Raw genomic sequence first — 19,034 nt, 5'->3', positions numbered from 1 at the left:
GAGGAATTAGGATTTGGAGGTTTTTACATGGATAATAACGACATCGTTATAAGATTAAGATACGCACTTGATATCAAAGATCAGGATATGGCAGAGATCTTTAGGCTGGGCGGCGAGGATCTCACCACCGAAGAAGTCGGTAAGGTGCTCACCAAATCAGAGGATATCGATGAAGAAGAAGAAAGTGAAGATCATATTAAATGTACGAACAGTATGCTGGAGTCGTTCTTGAATGGTTTAATTACCTTTAAACGAGGCCCTCAGGAACCGAAACCCGGACAACCCAATAAGCCCGACCGTTCTATTAAAAATCAGTCCAGTGTGAATAACGTTATGTTGAAAAAAGTAAAAATAGCCCTCAAGTTAACGGCCGAGGATATTATCGATATTCTGGATGAAGTAAATGTGAAAATTACGAAAGGGGAAGTCAGTGCGCTGCTTCGAAAAGAAGGGCATAAAAATTATCGCCAGTTCGGTGAACAATATGCGCGGAATTTCCTGCAGGGGTTAACGAAAAAATATAGAGGGTAGCTTAAGAGAAGCTATTTTATTTTCAGTTTTATACATTAAAAGAATCCCTTCCCTAAGTTTCTTTGCTAGGGAAGGGATTCTTTTAGTTATGGGATAGGTCCCAATAATAAAGAGTTTATTCCTTATTAAGTTGTCTTCTTAATACAAGGAAAATACCCGCTGCAGCCGATACAGTTAATCCTGCGAACATCCCCATTGGATCGCTGGAAGAAGTATCAGGTAGCTCTCCACCTTCATCATTCTTTATAGAAAATTCTTCTTTTTTCAAAAGGTCTTCTGGAGCTTTTCCAATCTCTGAGGAATGGAAATAATCTCGAATGACGCCATCCTCCAAGTAGTTGGCGATCGACACCATGATCATGCCTTGATCAAGGGCGAGGTAGGCATTTGTGACTTTGCCGGTTTCAACATTAACGGAATCTAAGAATCCATATTTGCTGTAGGTATCGAAACGTTTCAATTCCTGGATGTTTTCAAATGCCTTCATAGGCGTATAGTCCAGGGTCAGGAAAGTGGCATGTGGAGTGACGGTTCCATCTGATTTATATCCATCTGTTCCTAGAGGAGTTGCGGCAAATTCCGAGTATCCCTCCGGAGTAGCGGCAGGTGACTCACCCCAGGCTGCATAGCCTTGTTCTTTCGCATGCTCAATTTGAATTTCTGCATGGCGCTGGTTATTCAGCCCAAGAGCATCTTCCCCAAGTTCTTTTTCTTTAAGGACGAGTTGTGGCATGAGTGCTTCAAACATGCTGCCGCCCCAGCTCGGTACATATTTTTTACCGTTGTAGCTGTAGTGGCCCTCAAACACTTCGACACCATCATAAGTAGTGGTATAACCTTCTGGCGTCTGCTGCTGCCAATCCCAGCTGTCCGGCATTGTACGGTTCATTTTCCACCAGTGTTCTTTTGGAACATCGCCTTTACCAATGGCAATGTAGCTTGCTACACGCGGTTCTGTATAAAAAGCGCCGTAGTGATGCTCGGTGTAACTTTCGGCTGCCACATCATAGCCGCCTCTCATCTGGCCGACTTCAGGCGTATATAATTTGGAATAATCCATGTTCTCGACAAGTTCATTGGATTGGTCATAAAGTTCGGGGTAGGCTTCACCGACAACGATTAAACCAGCTGACAGCCAGCCATTGTCCACGGTAGAAATGAATTCGCCCCAATCAGTGAAAAGCGATCCATCAGAGGAGTTATACCAGTTATAAAATAACCCGTTCCACTTTTTCATATCCTCCAGACTATTCAGGGTAGCCTGAATTCTTTCTTTTGATTCTTCGTGGGAAATTAAACCCGTTTCTGCGGCCGAGATCGTGCTCATCATATACATGGAGATGTTGGTGGGAGAGGTATGTTTGTCGGCGTTCATTTCATCGCCGTCAAATCGAACCGCATCATATGTAAGACCGGTCTCCTCAATTGTAAATTCTTCAAAGTATCGATACGTTTTCTTTGAAATCGCTTCCAATTGTTTGGATAAAGCAACCTCTTTACCTTTTGGGGACGCAATTGAAGCAGCTGGGAAAACAGTAACAACGGTTAAAATGAGCACCAGGAACAATAGGCTATACTTTTTCAATACTTCCACTTCCTTTCAAGATTTAGTGAAACGTTTCGATTTATAGGTTACAGTACCATAACTTTGAGGTAAATGATGAAAAAGTATGAATTATGATAATTTTCAGATAGTTAAAAAGTAGCGAGGGCATTGAAAAAAGGTCATCCAGAATATGGATGACCTGAGGTGGAAATTTATTCCTATCGAAATGTTAATATAGGGAAGATCATGGCAGCTGATCTTGTCCTGATTGCTTTTTCTGCCTCAAAAATCCGATTAGGAAAACCATCATTAGTACGCTGTAAAGAGTGAACCAATATAACGTCCAGCTCGACGTAACAAAATTGGAAAAATCCATAACTGTCTTGTGAAGATGGTTAGTCATTGCCCAGGTTAAAATGGCAATAGGAATGATGAAGGGTCTATAGCTCTTCGAGTTGGACAGGTGTTTGAAGCCCATCATGACAACTAGGAAACAGACAGTGATTTTGAAAAAGAGCCCTGTGATCCAGGCAAGGGCAATTAAGATTTCAATTCTTTCAAAGATGGTTGTAAACTCTATATCTCTAAGGACCGAATAGGTAGGGTAGGTTTCCCTTGCTACCATATAAGCTCCATCGTTTCCGATAATAAGCAATACGGCGATGACGAGGGTAATTCCTCCTAAAGATATCCCAGATAAATAAACGAACATCAATTGTTTCTTTTGTTGCACATAGTGAAAGAAATTCCCTATTATTAGGGCTTCAATAAAGGGAAAACCAAGTGTCGCATAGGCTCCTTCAAAAATCGATTGGAAAGATGAGTGAAAAACCGGCTTTATTTCTATAAAGCTGAAATCTTTAATGATTAAGATCAAAGACGTGCCTACGATGAGAAACAGCAGCGGGGATAACAATTCATTTATAAGAAATAAGTTCCTTACTCCATAAAAAGCCGTAAAAGCGACGATTGAAATCACCAGAATTTGATAAATCCATGGGTGAGCATTCGGAAATACACTGGAAACGATGAAATTACTTAAGTTTCTTACAACCATCGCGGCAAGGTGCAAGGCATAGAACATAACAACAAGATTCAATAAAGTGCCGATCCATTTGCCTGCTGCTCTGTCGATTAGACTGAAAAGAGAAGGGTATTGGTGCTTTTTTAAGATCAGGACATAAACGAGATTCAAAAGAAGTCCTATGATGAACGCGAATAGCATGCTGATCCATCCATCCTGTTTAGCGGCTGTGACTGTAAGGGCCGGGGCCATTAAAATGGAGCTGAAGATGACAAAGTTCGTCGTTACTGTAAACAGCTGGTATTTTGTCAATTGTATGTTCATGATGGACCTCCGAATATAGCTGTATAGATAGGTTTATAAATAGCCTTCAGCCAATAAGTCACAGGAAAAAAAGGACGGTCTAGTAAATACCCGATGGTGTAGTACATGGAAAACAGCCACGCTCCGATAATAAACCCTTTTTCTTTCCACGTTTTTTTATTGTGTTTGTTCATTATTATCAACTCTCGCTCCAGGCGATTCCAAGTAGGTTTTCACATGAGCCTGTATTTCCATATTCTTATACAATTCATCCCATTCACCCTTCACCTCTTCCCATTGCTTCGTTTCATTTCGGAAGAGCTGATTGCGGATGCCAAAGTAATCCAGCTGTAACTCGTGAGCCTTCTCTAAGGAAGAAGTCAAATCTTTTTCAAGAGTATTATTGATGAGCTGCTGGAGCTCATCAACCCCCTGATTCGTAGATAATTTCAATGGGCAGGTGAATCCTTCAAGAACGATTTGGGCGTTTAAATTTATGACGTAGGTCAGTTTTCCATTCTCAAGCTTAGGTTTAAAATCCTTTTTCATCTCTTTTAAACGGAATCCAATGGTCCCTTCGCCTTCGTTACAAGAGATGGAGTAGGGTAATGTCTGACGTGTATGACTGGTGATCAGGGCGTAGCTTAGCGTTTCTTTTGGAGTTAGCCAATCTTTTAGCCGGTTGTTTTGAAAGGCTGCTAAACCAGTCAACCTCACTGCATTTTTATTTCCTTCGATATTGTTGAGGATATCTGCATTCGTCGATTGGACTTCCTTATCCACCTTTTCTACTCCAAGAGCTACGGGGTCACGTTTGTCCCCATAGGTCCATTTAATAAAGTCTTCAAGCTTGATGCCATCCTGCATACCGTGAGCACCTCCAGGTATAGCGACCATCCGCTCCATAGTAAACACGGATGAGTTTTCAATCGGAGTAAACAGGTTCATGATGGTTTCTGCTTTTTCACCTTTGGCGATGAATAAAAGGTAACTGTCCCTGATTTCATAATGCCTCTCCATGTAATCAATCAATTCTTTGATCCCCTGGTTTCTTGCGTAATCCTCACCCACGACGAGCGCTGATATATGCGCAAAAAAAGGTTTTCGGCCTAGGAGTTCATTCACATTGGAAAAAGCTCCAATAACGTCTTCACCTTCGCTTACAAATGTATAACTGGGAGCCTGGTTGCTGCCTCCGCTTTCCTGCCCGCTTGTACTAGCTTGTGGGTTGGTTGCTTTAAGAATAACTTTAACTCCACCATCTTCACCTTCATCGATCCCAATCCCTGAAAGGATAAGGATCTCATCCAGCTCGTTTAGTGAGCTGCATCCACTGAGAAGAAGGAAGACAGCTATCATACAGAAAGGAATAATTTTCATAGAATTCAAATCCCCTGACTCTTCCTTTTTTTACGACTCGTCCACCAAAGAGGGAGACGGAAAAAAGTATCTTTTTGTTTTTGTAATTGAAAAGGGGCGAAAGGAGCCATGTAGGGCTGCCCTAATGATTCCAGCGATACCAGGTGGATGCATAAAGCCAGGGTGAAGATGAGCATGCCATAAATGCCTGATGTTGCTGCGAACAACATCAGGACAAAACGAAGCATTCGGGTGGAACCTGCCATAGAGTAATAAGGACTTGCAAAGCTCGCGATAGCTGTCAAGGATACAACAATGACAATGGCTGGCGAAACGAGTCCCGCCGATACAGCAGCTTCACCAATAACGATCGCACCGACAATGGAGACAGCTGGACCTATAGGACGAGGCATTCTTACTCCAGCTTCACGGAGAATTTCAAATACAGTCTCCATAATTAAGGCTTCGATCAAAGCTGGAAAGGGGACACCCTCCCGCTGGGCTGTCAGGCTGATTAACAACTTTGTTGGTATTAATTCTTGATGAAAGGTTGTCAATGCTACATAGGTAGCAGGTAATGAAAAAGCAATCCAAAACGCTATGAAACGAATTAACCTAATAAAAGTGGCCAAATCAAACCGATTATAATAATCTTCAGCAGTCTGGAAGAACGAAATGAATGTAACGGGGCCAATGATGGCAAATGGAGTTCCTTCCATCATAATGGCGAGCTTTCCTTCCACAAGAGCAGCACAGACCACATCAGGACGTTCGGTATTTGAAAGTGTAGGGATAGGAGAATACCCTTTTTTCTCCATCAATTCCTCAAGCATTCCCGTTTCAAAAACCTCTCTTGGCTTCGCATTCGTCAATTTTTCTATTGCCATTTCTAGTGCTGACTCGTTAACAAGCCCTTCTATATAGGTCACAATCACCGGTGTTTGGGTGATTTCACCGACAAGAAATTGTTTAAATCGGAGGGCAGGATTCGAAATTCTTCTCCGAATTAAAGTTGTATTGATAGAGAGCGTTTCAACAAAGCCCTCTCTTGGACCTCTGATCACCGTCTGGGAGCTCGGCTCTTCGATGGCTCTCGTTTCCCATCGCTGATCAGCCGTTATGAAGGCTTCTTTTCCTTTTTTAACAAACAAGATGACATTTCCACGCAGCAATTGATCCAGGATTTGAGAAAAGTTGGATGTTTTACTGAATTTTTTAGGTAGTTGGATATGCTGTTGAAAATCTTTTTTCTCAAAGTCCCATGGAGATCGATGTTCTTTGAACCAGTCCATGAGCGGGAGAATGACTGTTAGCTCTAGTTCGTCGCTGCTGATCATTCCATCTATATAACAAACGGCAAAAGCATTATGTTTGAATGTGTACACTTTTGAGACCAGGTCAGGGGGATACCCGAGACTTTTTGCGACCTGATTGATGTCTTTTTCCACATCTCCTGAAAGGCTCAGGTGACTGTAATTACCTTTGCTCAAGTGAGGTGGAAAAGTCTGATCCTTTCCCATAATAAAACTCCTGACGTTTTTAAACCATTCTTGGCAAAATATCCATGTTTTATACTAGTCAGCGAACCGAAAAGGCAGTCAGGAATGAGAAAGAGCTTGGCTCTTCTAAAGGTGTGTGCCGAGTAGGATGTGCTCCGGCTGCGCAGAGTGTCGTTTTACCAGAGGAGTATGCGGTTGAAGTGGCACAGCGTTTACATGATTGGTTTATGGAATTGGAAAGTAAGAAAGCATCCATCGCACTTTAAAATAAAGAAGACCGGTTCCAGAACGGGAGCAGGTCTTCTTTTTAATGGAAAACAGGTCATCCATATTATGGATGACCTGAGGTGGAAGTTTATTCCTTCAATCAATCCTGGACACTTACGTTAATCTTGGTGCTCCTCCCTTTCCAGATTATGATAAACTTGAAAAAATGACCTCAACGAGGAGATATACTATGAAGAATTCAAGATTTAAATTGAGCACGATGATCATTTTTTATGTGCTTTTAGTTGTCTTATTTTCCTTACTGATTACGGATCTCCTGATCACGGAAAATACAAGCGATACGATCCGTAACCAGCTGGAAGAGAAGGCTCTGATTGTTTCGCGGACGGTAGCGGAATCGCAGGTTGTCCAGGAGGAACTGCAAGATCCTGCTGATAACCAGGTCATTCAGGATTATGCGATGAGTATTCAAGAAGCTTCTGATGTAATGTTTGTAGTAGTTATGAATATGGAAGGAATTCGGCAGTCCCATCCGAATCCTGATTTACTTGGAAAGCAGTTTGTCGGAGGGGATGAGAAAAGAGTTCTGGACGGTGAAGAGTACATATCGATATCTGAAGGAACGTTAGGGCAGTCGGTTCGTGCCTTTACTCCGATTATGGCGGACAACGGGGAACAGGTAGGTGCCGTTTCGGTTGGAATCTCTCTGAATGCAGTAGAGGCTGCGCTGCAAAGCAGCCATCGAAATATTTTGATAGGATCTTTGATCGGGGCACTGGTCGGTGTGCTCGGCGCGTTCTTACTAGCCCGGTACATTAAAAGAAGCTTGTTCGGTCTTGAGCCGGTAGCGATTGCCCGTATTCACGAGGAGCGGAACCGGATGCTTCACTCCGTACGTGAAGGGATTATTGCTGTGGATGCGGACGCAAGAATCACGCTCGTCAATAAGTCTGCCCGAAACATTTTCCAAAAAGCCGGGATTCAAGAGGAAGATCCGATCGGGCTGCCAATATCTGAATATATTCCTCAATCGATGCTCGAGAGGGTTCTCCGGACTGGAAAGGCAGAGCTAGATGAAGAGCAGACGATTAATGGTTCGTCCATTATCGTGAATCGGGTCCCGCTCATCGTCAATGATGAGGTGGTTGGAGCGATTTCCACATTCCGGGATAAAACGGAGGTTAACCAGCTCGCCGAGCAGCTGACTGGTGTAAGGTTATATGCGGAGTCCCTTCGCGCCCAGTCGCATGAATTTAAAAATAAACTTCATGTCATGCTGGGAATGGTGGAACTGGAGTCGTTTGAAGAGGTGAAATCGTATATGAAGCGGCTCGTGGATCATCAGGTTCATGAAGCAGATATCATTACGAATAAAATGAAGGATCCGGTGCTCGCTGGGTTTATGATCGGCAAATTAAGCTATGCCCGTGAACAGAACATCCGTTTATCCGTGAATTGTGAAACTGTCATCCCAGCCTCTTTAGATGAATCAGTGACGCATGAACTGGTTACCGTCATTGGAAATCTGATCGATAATGCGATTGAAAGTCTGGACGGAAGGGAAGAAAAGCGGATCAATCTTGTCCTGTCTTATGTAGATGAACTTCTGGAGATTGAAGTGAGCGACACGGGAGGCGGAATAGAAGCACAACAACAGACAGAAATTTTTCAAAAAGGGATGTCGACCAAGGGCGAGGACAGAGGCTATGGCCTTCATCTTGTGCAAGCAAGCGTCGAATCCCTTGAAGGCTCGGTCGAGCTGGAGTCAGAGACAGGGAAAGGGACGACCTTCCGTGTCATTATTCCTTATGAATCGGAGGTAGAGCAAGCATGATTCAAGTGCTGATTGTTGAAGATGATCCAATGGTGGCGGATTTAAATAAGAAATATGTGGAGCAGGTGGAAGGATTTCAACTAGCGGCTTCGGCTTCCGATGTAGAGGAAGCATGCAAGTGTCTGGAAGAAGCTCAAGTCGATTTAATTCTTCTTGATGTTTATATGCCGGGTCGGAATGGGCTCCAGCTTTTGAAGGAGCTTCGTGAGAAGGATGAGCAGGTGGATGTTATCCTGATTACGGCGGCTTCTGAAAGAGAACAAATTCAGCAGTCGCTCCGTCTTGGAGCGGTTGATTACTTAATTAAACCTTTTGAATTTGAACGTCTTCAAGAAGCGCTCGCAAAATATAAAGAGAATCATTATGTGCTTCAGGACAAGCAGAAGGTAAGCCAGAATGAGCTCGATCAAATTCTTAGCAAGCAGGAGGAACGGCAGGATAACCGCCGCATCCAGGTGCCGAAAGGGCTGACACAAACGACGCTTGAACACATCATCAGTGTGATCAGAAAGAAGGGCGATGCAGCCTTTTCAACCGATGAAATTGCCAATGAAACGGAGATCTCCAGAGTATCGGTTCGTAAGTATTTAAAGTTTCTTAAGGAAATTGATTTCCTCGATGAGACTCTTATTTATGGTGTAGGACGCCCGGTTTATCAATATCAAATGAAGCATACACATGACTTAGACTTAGAGTTTTATCATTAAAAAGCAGCCTCCCCCGGGCTGCTTTTTTTAATTACAATAAGATTTTTACTTTCATATGATGGGCACGTAAAGCGTTTGCATTTACTATGAAATCAATCAATGAAAACGATTTCTTTAAGACGGGAGGTTTAGAAGATGATAAGAGATAACCTTTGTGAAGAAACCCTGAATTTACATCGAGCATTTAGAGGGAAAATTGAGGTGGCCAGTAAACTGCCCGTGGATACGGAAGAGGATCTAAGCCTGGTCTATACACCAGGAGTGGCGGATATATGCAGAGCCATTGCCGACAATCCAGAGCAGGCAGATGAACTGACATCGAAAGGGAATATGGTCGCCATTGTGACTGATGGGACAGCGGTATTAGGACTCGGGGATATCGGACCCAAAGCAGCGCTCCCTGTTATGGAAGGGAAGAGCCTGCTGTTTAAAAAGTTTGCGGGAGTCGACGCCTTCCCTTTGTGTTTGGATACGCAAAATACAGAGGAGATCATTTCCATTATCAAAGCACTGGCTCCGACTTTTTCAGGTGTAAATCTTGAGGACATTTCGGCACCGCGGTGCTTTGAAATTGAAGAGCGCTTGAAGAAGGAGCTGGATATTCCTGTCTTCCACGACGACCAGCACGGAACAGCCATCGTTGTTTTAGCAGCCCTGTTAAACTCGCTGAAAATCGTCAACAAATCCAAACGAAAAACGAAAGTGGTTATCAACGGAGCCGGAGCCGCTGGAATCGCGATTGCTGATTTGCTTTTATATGCCGGATTTACGGATGTGACGCTCGTTAGTCTGGAGGGCGTAGTGATAAAAGGAGCGTCCTGGATGAACTCAAGACAAGCTTCCATGGCAGAAAGAACAAATCTTAAATGCGTGCAGGGAGGTTTGAATGAAGTTATCGCTGGCGCTGATATATTTATTGGTGTATCTGCACCCGATGTACTTAGTAAAGAACAGGTTCAGATGATGAACCGTGATGCGATTATTTTTGCTATGGCAAACCCGGTACCTGAAATTGATCCGGAGGAGGCGCGTACGGCAGGAGCTGCCGTTGTCGGAACCGGACGCTCGGATTATCCTAATCAGATCAATAATCTGCTTGCTTTTCCTGGGATATTTAAAGGTGCTATCGATAAAAAAGTACGAGATATAACGATGGATATGAAAGTAGCGGCAGCTGAAGGAATCGCAAAAGTGGTGACTGATGAGGAGCTGCGACCGGAATATGTGGTTCCAAGCGCTCTTAATAAAACTGTTGCTCTGACAGTAGCGAAGGCCGTGGAACAAACGGTCAGTGAAAAAGAAGAATGCTTAGTTTAACGTTATGCATGACCAGCAAAGGAAGATTGCCTTAGTTGAGCTTTCGATTCTTTAAGATTTGATTTCGAGATACTGGTTATGAGAAAGGTCCTTCGGGGGACGATTTCGCTTTCCGCGGGCATGTGGTGAGCTTCCTCGGGCTTAACAGCCCTGTGGGATCTCACCGATCATGTCCATCCCGCAGGAGTCTACATCGTCCCCCACGGACCTTGCAATATATGTAGCTCGAAATCTTGTTCGAAACGCGCCGGTTTATGATGGAGATAAACTTACAGCATTGAGCGTATGTGTGGATAATTACCGCTATAGAAGGATTTGAAGCGGATCAAGCACCCCTCTTTTGACCCATAATATTTCGAAATGGAGTCTACAATTCCGATCCTATAGTTTTATAACCTGTTTGTGAAACCAACGAGAATGTGTAACAAAGTTAATAAAAAAGGAGAGATTACATGTCCAGTTCAGCGGAGAGAGTTCAGTCCAGTCAGCCAGTCAGTCAAAATGTAACTTCCATAAACAAAGAAAAGAAAGCGATTACAATATATGGCCTTCCTCTTATGTGGTTCTTAATCATTACTGCTCTTACTCTAGTAAGCATGTACACTGGAAATCTGCCAGGCGGAATGATTGGGAGTCTTCTCGTCATGATGGTACTGGGAGAGTTGTTTGGATGGATTGGAGATCATACACCTGTCCTTAAAACTTATTTAGGAGGCGGCGCGATCCTCGCTATTTTTGGTGCAGCTTATATGGTGTATGCGGGCTTCATTCCGGAAACTACCGCTACTATGATTAATGACTTTATGAAAGATGGCGGCTTCTTAAACTTTTACATCGCCGCACTGATCACCGGAAGTATATTAGGAATGAATAAGAAAATCCTAATCAAAGTCGGTCTCCGTTACTTCTTGCCGATTTTTGGTGCCGTGTTCGGTGCTATGGCGATTGCTGGGTTACTAGGTTCTCTCGTCGGGTTCTCGTTACGAGATGCTGTACTCGTCATTACAATGCCGATCATGGGTGGCGGCATGGGAGCTGGTGCTGTACCGATGAGTCAGATATATAGTGAGCTTATGGGCAATGATCCGAGCTATTATATTTCCATGCTGGTGCCGGCTTTAGCTCTGGGTAACGTTTTCGCTATCATTCTAGCAAGCATGCTTAACCTTCTTGGTGAAAAAGTCCCTTCTCTAACGGGAAATGGCCAGCTGCTGAGAGGGTTCGAGTATAAGGAAGAAAAGCCATCCTTTGACATTCAGAAGATGGGAATCGGCTTAATGGCTGCGGTCCTATTTTTCACGATTGGATCCTTATTGGGCGGATTTATCCCTATTCACGCCTATGCAATCATGATTATCATTGTAGCCATAGCTAAAATTGCGGGCGTTATCCCACAAAATATCTTAGAAGGAGCAAACCAGTGGTATAAATTTGTTGCGAAAAACTGGACGCTTGCCCTGCTGTTTGGGATTGGCATAGCCTACACAGACTTAGGTACCGTCATTGAAGCCTTAACACTTCCTTACATTGTTACAGTGCTGGGTGTCGTTTTAGGTGCCGTAATTGGAGCAGGTTTGCTCGGTAAGCTTGTTGGATTCTATCCGATCGAATCAGCTATTACGGCAGGACTTTGTATGGCTAATATGGGAGGGACAGGAGATGTCGCCGTCCTATCCTCCTCAAGAAGAATGGAACTAATGCCATTCGCGCAGATTTCTTCTCGTTTGGGAGGCGCCATTATTCTACTCTTAGCAAGTTTAATCATTCCGTTCCTCATGTAAAAAAAGAGAGTCCGCCCTCAACTTTGGGGGCGGATTCATTTAGTTTTAAAAACTCTTTCTATGGAGCTCTATTAAATTGGTTTTTAAATCCAAGTCCTCAATTTTTAAGGTTGCTTTCACTAAATTGTTAATGAAACAACCTACAAAACCCTTCGATCGTCTGGTATAACTGTAAGTAATGCAATGAAACATATCCCAGTACTATTGGAGGAGATACAATGAAACTTAAATCTATACTTTTTCTTCTGCTTATTATGGCGATCCCATTTCAAGTAGAAGCTCATACTCATTTAGAAAGCTCAGAACCTGAAGAAGGGGAGGGAATCTCCGCTGAAAGCCCAATAATTACGCTAACGTTTGATTCAGCTGTTCAAGAACCGAATGTTATTAGAGTGACGGACGAGTCAGGGGAGGAAACAACGATTGATAATATCACCCATTCCCCGGAAAATGTCATAGAAGTCACGCTTCCTGAGGATATAGCAGGGGGAGAATTGGACTTATTTTACAGCATTGTTGGCGCAGACGGCCATGTGATGGAAGACGAACTTTCTTTTACTTATGAAAGTAAAGAAGAAGCGGAAGACACGGAAGAAATTGCCCAATCTGAAAAAGAAGCCGAAGAACAAGCTGAAGAACAAGCGGCAGCGGAGGATACAGAGTCTGAGTCGCAGGAATCCCAGTCCCAGGAAACAGAAGAAACTCAAAGTGAATCCGCGGAAGAATCTCAGTCCTCTTCGCTTATGCCTGTGCTGATTGTTGTGTTGATTGGTGCCGCTGTGGCCGGATTTTTAATGGTTAGGAAGAAGGGATGATTTACGCGTTAACGAACGGAGGGTTATATGTATGCTTCTCTATACTATTAGGCACGAACATACTGGCTCTCCTTTCTCCCTCCCATAAAGTGGAGATTGCGATCAGAAGACATATCCTAATCCTCCTGGCGGTTCTTATCCCTGTCATTACCATTATTCCTGTCCTCGAACTTACGATTACGCTGGGTGGGTATAGAGATACAGGGCTCTTATCAAGTTTTATCCATGTGTTGACGGAATTAGACTCCGGACGAGTGTGGGGAACTCTTCTACTTCTCGTTCTCTTCTATATTGGTATTAACCTATTCTCGACACAGAGTAAGGTAACTTATATCGCAGGAATATTTTTAATTGTGGCGATGGTGTTCGTTCATTGTACGTCCGGGCATGGGGCTAATATCGAGGGGTACAAAGGCACTTTATATCACACGTTTCACATGCTTGCGGTTTGCGCCTGGGCTGGCATTTTATTAGTGGTCAGCTGGTTTTCCTCAAATGATGAGAATTGGAGACCGTTTGTTCATTGGTTTACGCGCTTTGCAGTAGTCAGCGTATTGATACTCACGATAACAGGAATCATCATGAGCTTTCTTTTTACCGAGAGTATCGTATCTTCCTGGACTCTGCCTTATGGGCAAGCGCTTTTGATCAAGCATCTGTTATTCTTTGCTATGCTGATCTTTGCCTTTATGAATGGATTTCTAATCAAAAAGAAAGTGAAAAATTCTCCTTCTTTTTCTCCCCGAAGATGGTGGAGAGCTGAAAGTTTTCTGATTCTCTCTATTTTCAGTGTGACGGGATTTATGACCGAGCAGGAGACCCCTCAAAATATTGCTCAATCGTTAAGTAGGCAGGATCCATCTATCCTGTTTCAGACATTTACTTCTGTAGATGTCAGCCATGAACTGATGCTTTCTCCTAATCTAATGAGTGTGCTTTTTGTATTCGTTTCACTGTTTTTTACAGCTATGACTATTTATTCTTTTATAAAAAGAGAATCAACGTTGGTCGCATTATTCATGGTCGCCATGGCCGTGTTTAGTTTGTACGTCAGCCTCATGAACAGTGTGGCGAACGTAGTATGATTTTTCTTTGGCATTGGGTACATGAAAATAAATCATTCTCGGAAAATTATTCTCTTAAGGCATGTTGCTCAGATTCGAGATATTGAGTGGAGAAAGGGGCTCCAGGGAACGGCTCGCTTTCCGCGGGCATGTGCTGAGCTTCCTCGGGCTTAACAGCCCTGCGGGATCTCACCGATCATGTTCCTCCCGCAGGAGTCTTCGCCGTTCCCTTCCGCCCCTTTGCAATTATTGAGAGCTCGGAATCCTCTGCATAAACGCCTTCCAATGAACATGTATAACCTGGGATCCTCACCGGGGTTTACGTGGTTAAAACTGTAGGAACCCTGTTATATAAGCATTTTGAGGCAGATATAGAATGGATTCTATCTCCTATAGCAGGGTCCGTGATTCAAAATCATGTCGGGTTGGTGGGGAAATAGCGAGACCCTACAAGGAGCGATAGCGACTGAGGAAGCTCATGGTAAAAGGAGGATCGACTAAGGTCGCCACGTCCTGTGGCAACGTCGATCGACCCTACGTCGTGTAGGGCCATAGGAAAGCGAGTTATTTCCCCGCCAACCCTTTTCCATCTAGAGTAACGGGCCCATTTATATCGAGACTGAGTCTTCCACGAACGGGAGCTAATCTTTAATATCAACGTGGAACTTTAAGAAAGCAAAGAAGGGGCGAAGATCCTGCACGTGATCTTCGTCCCTTCTTTGCTTTTTTAGAGGCTTTTCAAAATCATACTAAAGCAGTCGAAGCTGCATATAGTTAAACAGTGAAAAGAAGGGGGAGAACGATATGAATGATCAGGCGCTGATCAAATATCTCCGTGAAATGGACACGTGGGCGAATCATATAGCGAAAGCGGATGCTTCCCGTAAATTTTATGAGGATCCATCTTTCCAGGAAGAGATAGATGAATTACTGGCTAACATTAAGGAATGGAACAGGGATGCTTCATCCTTTAATTTGGATAATGCTCACGAATTGAATGAGCTTGCAGAAAAGATCCAGAAACGTCTCGGCAGTCATGAGCGGCAGGGGAATGCTGTCCCGATCGGAGGCCATCAATTACCGCCTCTTCCATATGGTTACGCAGCCCTTGAGCCGTATATCGATCGACGGATTATGCAGCTGCATCATGATAAACATCATAAGAGTTATGTGGACGGTTTAAATAAAGCGGAGATTGAGATGCAGAAGGCTAGAAAAAATAATAATTACGATTTAATTAAGCATTGGGAACGTGAAGCAGCATTTAATGGAGCGGGTCACTATTTGCACACGATCTTCTGGGAAATTATGAGTCCAGAAGGCGGCGGAAAACCGGGAGGGGATCTTTTAAAGGAAATTGAAAGCAGCTTTGGAAGTTTTCAGAAGTTCAAAGAACACTTTTCTGCAGCTGCAAAAAAAGTAGAGGGCTCGGGCTGGACCATTCTGGTGTGGGCACCCCGATCGCACCGGCTTGAAATATTGCAGGCGGAAAAGCATCAAAACTTAAGTCAGTGGGATGTGATCCCCTTGCTTCCGCTAGATGTGTGGGAGCATGCGTACTACCTGCAGTATGAAAATGATCGAGGGAAATACGTGGACAATTGGTGGAATGTCGTGAACTGGGATGCTGTAGGGGATCGTTATAAGAAAGCGAGACAAGTAAAATGGAAGAAGTTTTGATATAAACATATCCATACAGGCGTTAAAATATTCAAGGTTACAGGCAGAAACTCAACCTGGAACCCTTAAATATTTGTTTACCGCAAGCAAGGACCCATCTACGACACCATCATCGAGCGCTGGTTTTTCCTGATCCAGCTGTTCCTCCACGTTGCGAAGTCCGTGCAAACCCAGGATGCTAAAGAAATTGTAAAAGGAATAATGGATATATGGGAATATGTGTGCTGTGATATTTGTGCTCATTCTGGTATCTCGATTAATACTTAGAGGGGGAGTGGAGGGGTATTTGTCGAGGATCATCTACAACTACTTTACAACTGTGGCTAGTATCTCCAGTGGGTATAGATGTTTTAAATTGAAATTGAAAAGCTTTCTATTCGTCAAGGGTATCCTATCGTTTATTGTTTCTCGCACGAGGTGTATAAATTAATATCGGATAATCATCCAAACTTAAAAGCCTTTCTTGTTATTTAATCAGAACCATTATTTTATTATGCCTATTTATCTTTCTGCAGTAGGAGAGAAAAAAGCCTCTTCTCCCGGCAATGGATTCTAACAATCTGGTTTCTTGGAACATGGCATTTGATAAATGTCCGTCAAAAATATTGTAAAGTAATAAAAAATATAAATCGACTAATTCCGTGTTGTTAAGTTTTTCATAAGAAGTATTAGCACCAGTCAGAAATTAGCCTCCTCAAATATAAATAGTACAATTGGCTTTTACCTGTGTTTGGAATGGTTAAACAAGAGATTATCATATGGAAATAAATAGATAGCGGGATTATTTCAAATAATAACAGGATTAAGAACCGATTTAAATATTATAGGGAAATAAAAGCCTGAGATATGGAGGGTGAACGAGGGCGGGTGAATAAAATAAAGAAAGTTTCTATAAAATCATCTTATTAAATATTACAAACTAATTTCATAATCTAGTAAATATTAATTATAAAAATCTTCCACCTCAGGTCATCCAGAATCTGGATGACCTGAGGTGGAAGTTTATTCCTTTATTCTTTTATCTTCTTTTTCTTCTTTTCTTACTTTAAACGAAATTTCTTTGCTTTGTTATCGCGACTATTGGTTCCTACGAATACTTCAAATTCTCCTCGGTCACTTTTGTGCTCCATATTCGCATGATAGTACCGGAGCTGACTTTCTTCGATGTGGAAAACGACTTCCTGTGATTCGCCCGGCTCAAGATGAAGCCTCTTGAAATCTTTCAATTCTTTAAGCGGCCGTACAACTTCTCCAGCCAGATCGCGGATATAAAGCTGAACGATTTCCTCACCAGCTGTGCTTCCGGTATTTGTTATCGTAGAGGTTACGGAAAGCTGTTCATCCTGTGTCATCTGGTCGGAGGATAAAGTAAGTTCCCCATACTCAAATTGACTGTAACTGAGACCATAACCGAAAGGATAGAGGGGTTCGTTCGGTATATCCAGATACTGAGATACAAAGCGTTCCGGCGCATCGGGTGCATCTTTCGGGCGGCCGGTGTTGTAACGATTATAATAGATCGGAACCTGGCCGACAGCGTAAGGCATGGACATCGTGAGCTTCGCAGATGGATTGACGATACCAAATAGAATATCAGCCAGTGCGTTTCCGCCTTCAGTTCCTGGATACCAGGCTTCGATGACGGCGTCAGCGTTTGCCGTGACCTCCCTTAAATCCAGAGGCCTCCCGTTAAATAGTACACCCACTACTGGTTTACCGAGTTCTTTTACCCTTTTTAGAAGGTTCAATTGAACTTCAGGGATCCGAATGTCGGCCCGGCTGCCTGCTTCCCCGCTCATATCTGAGTGTTCGCCTAATGCAACAACAATTACTTCCGCATTTTCCGCTTGTTCCAGAGCCGCTTGCAGCTGCTCATCCGTTCCTTGCTCAATGCCACAGCCTTCTGATATAAATAATTGATCACTGTCGAGGTAGTTGGAAAGACCTTTATCTACCGTAATGGTATCTTCTGGAGAACCGCCCCATGACCACGGCCCAAGGATATCTGTACTTGTGGAGAATGGTCCGATCAGGGCTGTCTTCTGTCGACCATCCAGAGGCAGGACATTGTCGTTTTTTAATAATACAATGGATTTACCTGCGAGTTCCCGGGCAGCTTCCCGGTTTTCATCGGTTAAAATGGCTTCAGTTTCTTTGGCTTCACTGGCTCCGCGGTATGGATTTTCAAAGAGTCCGAGTTTTTTCTTCAGCCGGAGAATCCGCAGAACAGCTTCATCCACGATCGATTCTTGCAATGTTTCTTCTTTTATTAATTCCTGGATGTGATTGGTGTAGCAAGCGGTCATCATTTCAATATCCACGCCGGCTTTCATCGCTTTTTCAGCTGCCTGTTTCGCATCTTCTGCTACTCCATGAGGGATCAATTCCTTTACAGCACCCCAGTCGGAAACGAGGGGACCATCAAATTTCCACTCGCCTCTCAGAATGCCTCTCATGAGTGCTTCATTACCAGTGGAAGGGATTCCATTTAAAATATTGAAAGCGGTCATCACCATTTCACAGCCTTCATCGAGTGCAGCTTTATAAGCGGGGAGATAATTTTCACGAAGCTGCCATTCGGACATGTCGACTGTATTATAATCTCGGCCGGCTTCCGGCGCGCCGTAAGCAGCGAAGTGTTTGACACAGGCGGCAACTTTGGAATCATCGTTCTCTAAATCTCCCTGGAATCCTCTAACAAAGGAGCGGGCGAACTCGCTGTTTAAGTGAGGATCTTCTCCTGTTGATTCCATGACTCGTCCCCAGCGCGGCTCGCGGGACAGGTCGACCATCGGAGCAAAAGTAACATGGACCCCTGCAGCAGCAGCTTCTTTGGCTGCGATGGACGCACTTTTTTCAGCAAGTTCTAAGTCCCATGAGCATCCAATAGCTAGCGGAACAGGGAAGATGGTTTTAAAGCCGTGAACAATGTCCGACATAAACAATAAGGGAATGCCGAGACGGTTTTCTTCCATATGTACTTTTTGAATATTCATCGTTTCTTTAGCTCCGGAAGCCCCCAGAACGGATCCAGTAAGAGGAATATCATTTTCACTAATATTCATTTGAACCATCGGACCTGTAATTTCGCCCCGGTCTGTAGCTCCTTTAAAGAAAGGAGTCGCGAGCTGTACAAGCTGTCCGACTTTCTCTTCTATTGTCATTTGTTGAAGCAGTTGATTCACATCGGTCATTTCTAGTCCCCCTCTAAGGTTTAGTGAAACGTTTCGATTTAAACATAATTGAAGTATAAGCAGGTGTAAGGCATTCGTCAACCCAATAAACCCTTAAGTAATAGATATTTAATAAATTTTCAAAAAAATTCAGTAAAGTTATTGAAAGCGGA

The 19,034-nt window shown here is 43.4% G+C and carries 16 protein-coding genes; 9 read left to right on the top strand and 7 right to left on the bottom strand.

Going from position 1 to position 19,034, the window contains the following annotated elements; all coding sequences use genetic code 11:
* The first annotated feature begins 27 nt into the window (after positions 1 to 27).
* Complete coding sequence (locus tag ACTWPM_RS08210; protein WP_443132575.1) at positions 28 to 531, top strand: DUF1456 family protein; 504 nt, start codon at positions 28 to 30, stop codon at positions 529 to 531.
* A gap of 115 nt (positions 532 to 646) precedes the next feature.
* Here the strand turns inward: ACTWPM_RS08210 and ACTWPM_RS08205 are convergent, their stop codons facing one another.
* The 5 genes from ACTWPM_RS08205 to ACTWPM_RS08185 all read right to left on the bottom strand — a co-directional run bounded on the left by ACTWPM_RS08205 (position 647) and on the right by ACTWPM_RS08185 (position 6,283).
* The gene (locus ACTWPM_RS08205) at positions 647 to 2,125 is read right to left on the bottom strand and encodes a glucoamylase family protein (RefSeq protein WP_443132574.1); all 1,479 of its coding nucleotides are present in this window, start codon (positions 2,123 to 2,125) and stop codon (positions 647 to 649) included.
* Positions 2,126 to 2,321: 196 nt separating this feature from the next.
* A complete protein-coding gene (locus ACTWPM_RS08200; protein WP_443132573.1) occupies positions 2,322 to 3,425 on the bottom strand; it encodes a GerAB/ArcD/ProY family transporter in 1,104 nt (367 codons plus the stop codon).
* Entirely contained in the window at positions 3,422 to 3,598 is a 177-nt protein-coding gene (locus ACTWPM_RS08195) for a hypothetical protein (protein WP_443132572.1), read from the bottom strand. The genes ACTWPM_RS08200 and ACTWPM_RS08195 overlap by 4 nt, the downstream gene beginning before the upstream one ends.
* Complete coding sequence (locus ACTWPM_RS08190) at positions 3,582 to 4,784, bottom strand: Ger(x)C family spore germination protein (RefSeq protein WP_443132571.1); 1,203 nt, start codon at positions 4,782 to 4,784, stop codon at positions 3,582 to 3,584. The genes ACTWPM_RS08195 and ACTWPM_RS08190 overlap by 17 nt, the downstream gene beginning before the upstream one ends.
* A 5-nt stretch (positions 4,785 to 4,789) precedes the next feature.
* Positions 4,790 to 6,283 carry a spore germination protein gene (locus ACTWPM_RS08185; protein WP_443132570.1) on the bottom strand — a complete coding sequence of 498 codons (1,494 nt, stop codon included), beginning with the start codon at positions 6,281 to 6,283 and terminating at the stop codon, positions 4,790 to 4,792.
* A 44-nt stretch (positions 6,284 to 6,327) separates the two neighbouring features.
* Here ACTWPM_RS08185 and ACTWPM_RS08180 point away from each other — a divergent pair, with 44 nt between their 5' ends.
* The 8 genes from ACTWPM_RS08180 to ACTWPM_RS08145 all read left to right on the top strand — a co-directional run bounded on the left by ACTWPM_RS08180 (position 6,328) and on the right by ACTWPM_RS08145 (position 15,688).
* The gene (locus tag ACTWPM_RS08180) at positions 6,328 to 6,528 is read left to right on the top strand and encodes a hypothetical protein (protein WP_443132569.1); all 201 of its coding nucleotides are present in this window, start codon (positions 6,328 to 6,330) and stop codon (positions 6,526 to 6,528) included.
* Between the two features lie 191 nt (positions 6,529 to 6,719).
* A complete protein-coding gene (dcuS, locus tag ACTWPM_RS08175; RefSeq protein WP_443132568.1) occupies positions 6,720 to 8,324 on the top strand; it encodes a DcuS/MalK family sensor histidine kinase in 1,605 nt (534 codons plus the stop codon).
* Positions 8,321 to 9,031, top strand: coding sequence for a response regulator (locus ACTWPM_RS08170; RefSeq protein WP_443132567.1), 711 nt, complete (start codon positions 8,321 to 8,323; stop codon positions 9,029 to 9,031). Before dcuS ends, ACTWPM_RS08170 begins: the two co-directional genes overlap by 4 nt.
* Before the next feature lie 135 nt (positions 9,032 to 9,166).
* Positions 9,167 to 10,348: an NAD(P)-dependent malic enzyme gene (locus ACTWPM_RS08165; protein WP_443132566.1), complete on the top strand. Its 1,182-nt coding sequence runs from the start codon at positions 9,167 to 9,169 to the stop codon at positions 10,346 to 10,348.
* Between the two features lie 452 nt (positions 10,349 to 10,800).
* Entirely contained in the window at positions 10,801 to 12,129 is a 1,329-nt protein-coding gene (locus tag ACTWPM_RS08160; protein ID WP_443132565.1) for a 2-hydroxycarboxylate transporter family protein, read from the top strand.
* A gap of 218 nt (positions 12,130 to 12,347) precedes the next feature.
* Positions 12,348 to 12,944 (top strand): copper resistance CopC family protein, encoded by a 597-nt coding sequence (locus tag ACTWPM_RS08155; protein WP_443132564.1) that lies wholly within the window; start codon positions 12,348 to 12,350, stop codon positions 12,942 to 12,944.
* Positions 12,941 to 14,029 (top strand): copper resistance D family protein, encoded by a 1,089-nt coding sequence (locus tag ACTWPM_RS08150; RefSeq protein WP_443132563.1) that lies wholly within the window; start codon positions 12,941 to 12,943, stop codon positions 14,027 to 14,029. Before ACTWPM_RS08155 ends, ACTWPM_RS08150 begins: the two co-directional genes overlap by 4 nt.
* 783 nt (positions 14,030 to 14,812) lie before the next feature.
* Positions 14,813 to 15,688, top strand: coding sequence for a superoxide dismutase (locus ACTWPM_RS08145; RefSeq protein ID WP_443132562.1), 876 nt, complete (start codon positions 14,813 to 14,815; stop codon positions 15,686 to 15,688).
* A gap of 51 nt (positions 15,689 to 15,739) precedes the next feature.
* On the opposite strand, the gene ACTWPM_RS08140 is transcribed toward ACTWPM_RS08145, so the two are convergent.
* Together ACTWPM_RS08140 and ACTWPM_RS08135 are read right to left on the bottom strand one after the other, a co-directional pair.
* Entirely contained in the window at positions 15,740 to 15,931 is a 192-nt protein-coding gene (locus ACTWPM_RS08140) for a hypothetical protein (protein ID WP_443132561.1), read from the bottom strand.
* Positions 15,932 to 16,728: 797 nt separating this feature from the next.
* Positions 16,729 to 18,882: a glycoside hydrolase family 3 N-terminal domain-containing protein gene (locus ACTWPM_RS08135; protein WP_443132560.1), complete on the bottom strand. Its 2,154-nt coding sequence runs from the start codon at positions 18,880 to 18,882 to the stop codon at positions 16,729 to 16,731.
* Positions 18,883 to 19,034 lie beyond the last annotated feature (152 nt).

Source organism: Halobacillus sp. K22, from assembly GCF_052246795.1.
In the GTDB taxonomy this organism is placed as follows: Bacteria; Bacillota; Bacilli; order Bacillales; family Halobacillaceae; genus Halobacillus.
Note: the sequence above shows the minus strand (reverse complement) of the source record. Positions and strands in the feature narration are given on the sequence as shown.

Coding starts and splice junctions, on each gene's coding strand:
- ACTWPM_RS08150 (WP_443132563.1), top strand. CDS start 12,941: ATGATTTACGCGTTAACGAACGGAGGGTTATATGTATGCTTCTCTATA.
- dcuS (WP_443132568.1), top strand. CDS start 6,720: ATGAAGAATTCAAGATTTAAATTGAGCACGATGATCATTTTTTATGTG.
- ACTWPM_RS08165 (WP_443132566.1), top strand. CDS start 9,167: ATGATAAGAGATAACCTTTGTGAAGAAACCCTGAATTTACATCGAGCA.
- ACTWPM_RS08140 (WP_443132561.1), bottom strand. CDS start 15,931: ATGAGCACAAATATCACAGCACACATATTCCCATATATCCATTATTCC.
- ACTWPM_RS08185 (WP_443132570.1), bottom strand. CDS start 6,283: ATGGGAAAGGATCAGACTTTTCCACCTCACTTGAGCAAAGGTAATTAC.
- ACTWPM_RS08135 (WP_443132560.1), bottom strand. CDS start 18,882: ATGACCGATGTGAATCAACTGCTTCAACAAATGACAATAGAAGAGAAA.
- ACTWPM_RS08170 (WP_443132567.1), top strand. CDS start 8,321: ATGATTCAAGTGCTGATTGTTGAAGATGATCCAATGGTGGCGGATTTA.
- ACTWPM_RS08180 (WP_443132569.1), top strand. CDS start 6,328: ATGTTTTATACTAGTCAGCGAACCGAAAAGGCAGTCAGGAATGAGAAA.
- ACTWPM_RS08155 (WP_443132564.1), top strand. CDS start 12,348: ATGAAACTTAAATCTATACTTTTTCTTCTGCTTATTATGGCGATCCCA.
- ACTWPM_RS08190 (WP_443132571.1), bottom strand. CDS start 4,784: ATGAAAATTATTCCTTTCTGTATGATAGCTGTCTTCCTTCTTCTCAGT.
- ACTWPM_RS08200 (WP_443132573.1), bottom strand. CDS start 3,425: ATGAACATACAATTGACAAAATACCAGCTGTTTACAGTAACGACGAAC.
- ACTWPM_RS08210 (WP_443132575.1), top strand. CDS start 28: ATGGATAATAACGACATCGTTATAAGATTAAGATACGCACTTGATATC.
- ACTWPM_RS08160 (WP_443132565.1), top strand. CDS start 10,801: ATGTCCAGTTCAGCGGAGAGAGTTCAGTCCAGTCAGCCAGTCAGTCAA.
- ACTWPM_RS08195 (WP_443132572.1), bottom strand. CDS start 3,598: ATGAACAAACACAATAAAAAAACGTGGAAAGAAAAAGGGTTTATTATC.
- ACTWPM_RS08145 (WP_443132562.1), top strand. CDS start 14,813: ATGAATGATCAGGCGCTGATCAAATATCTCCGTGAAATGGACACGTGG.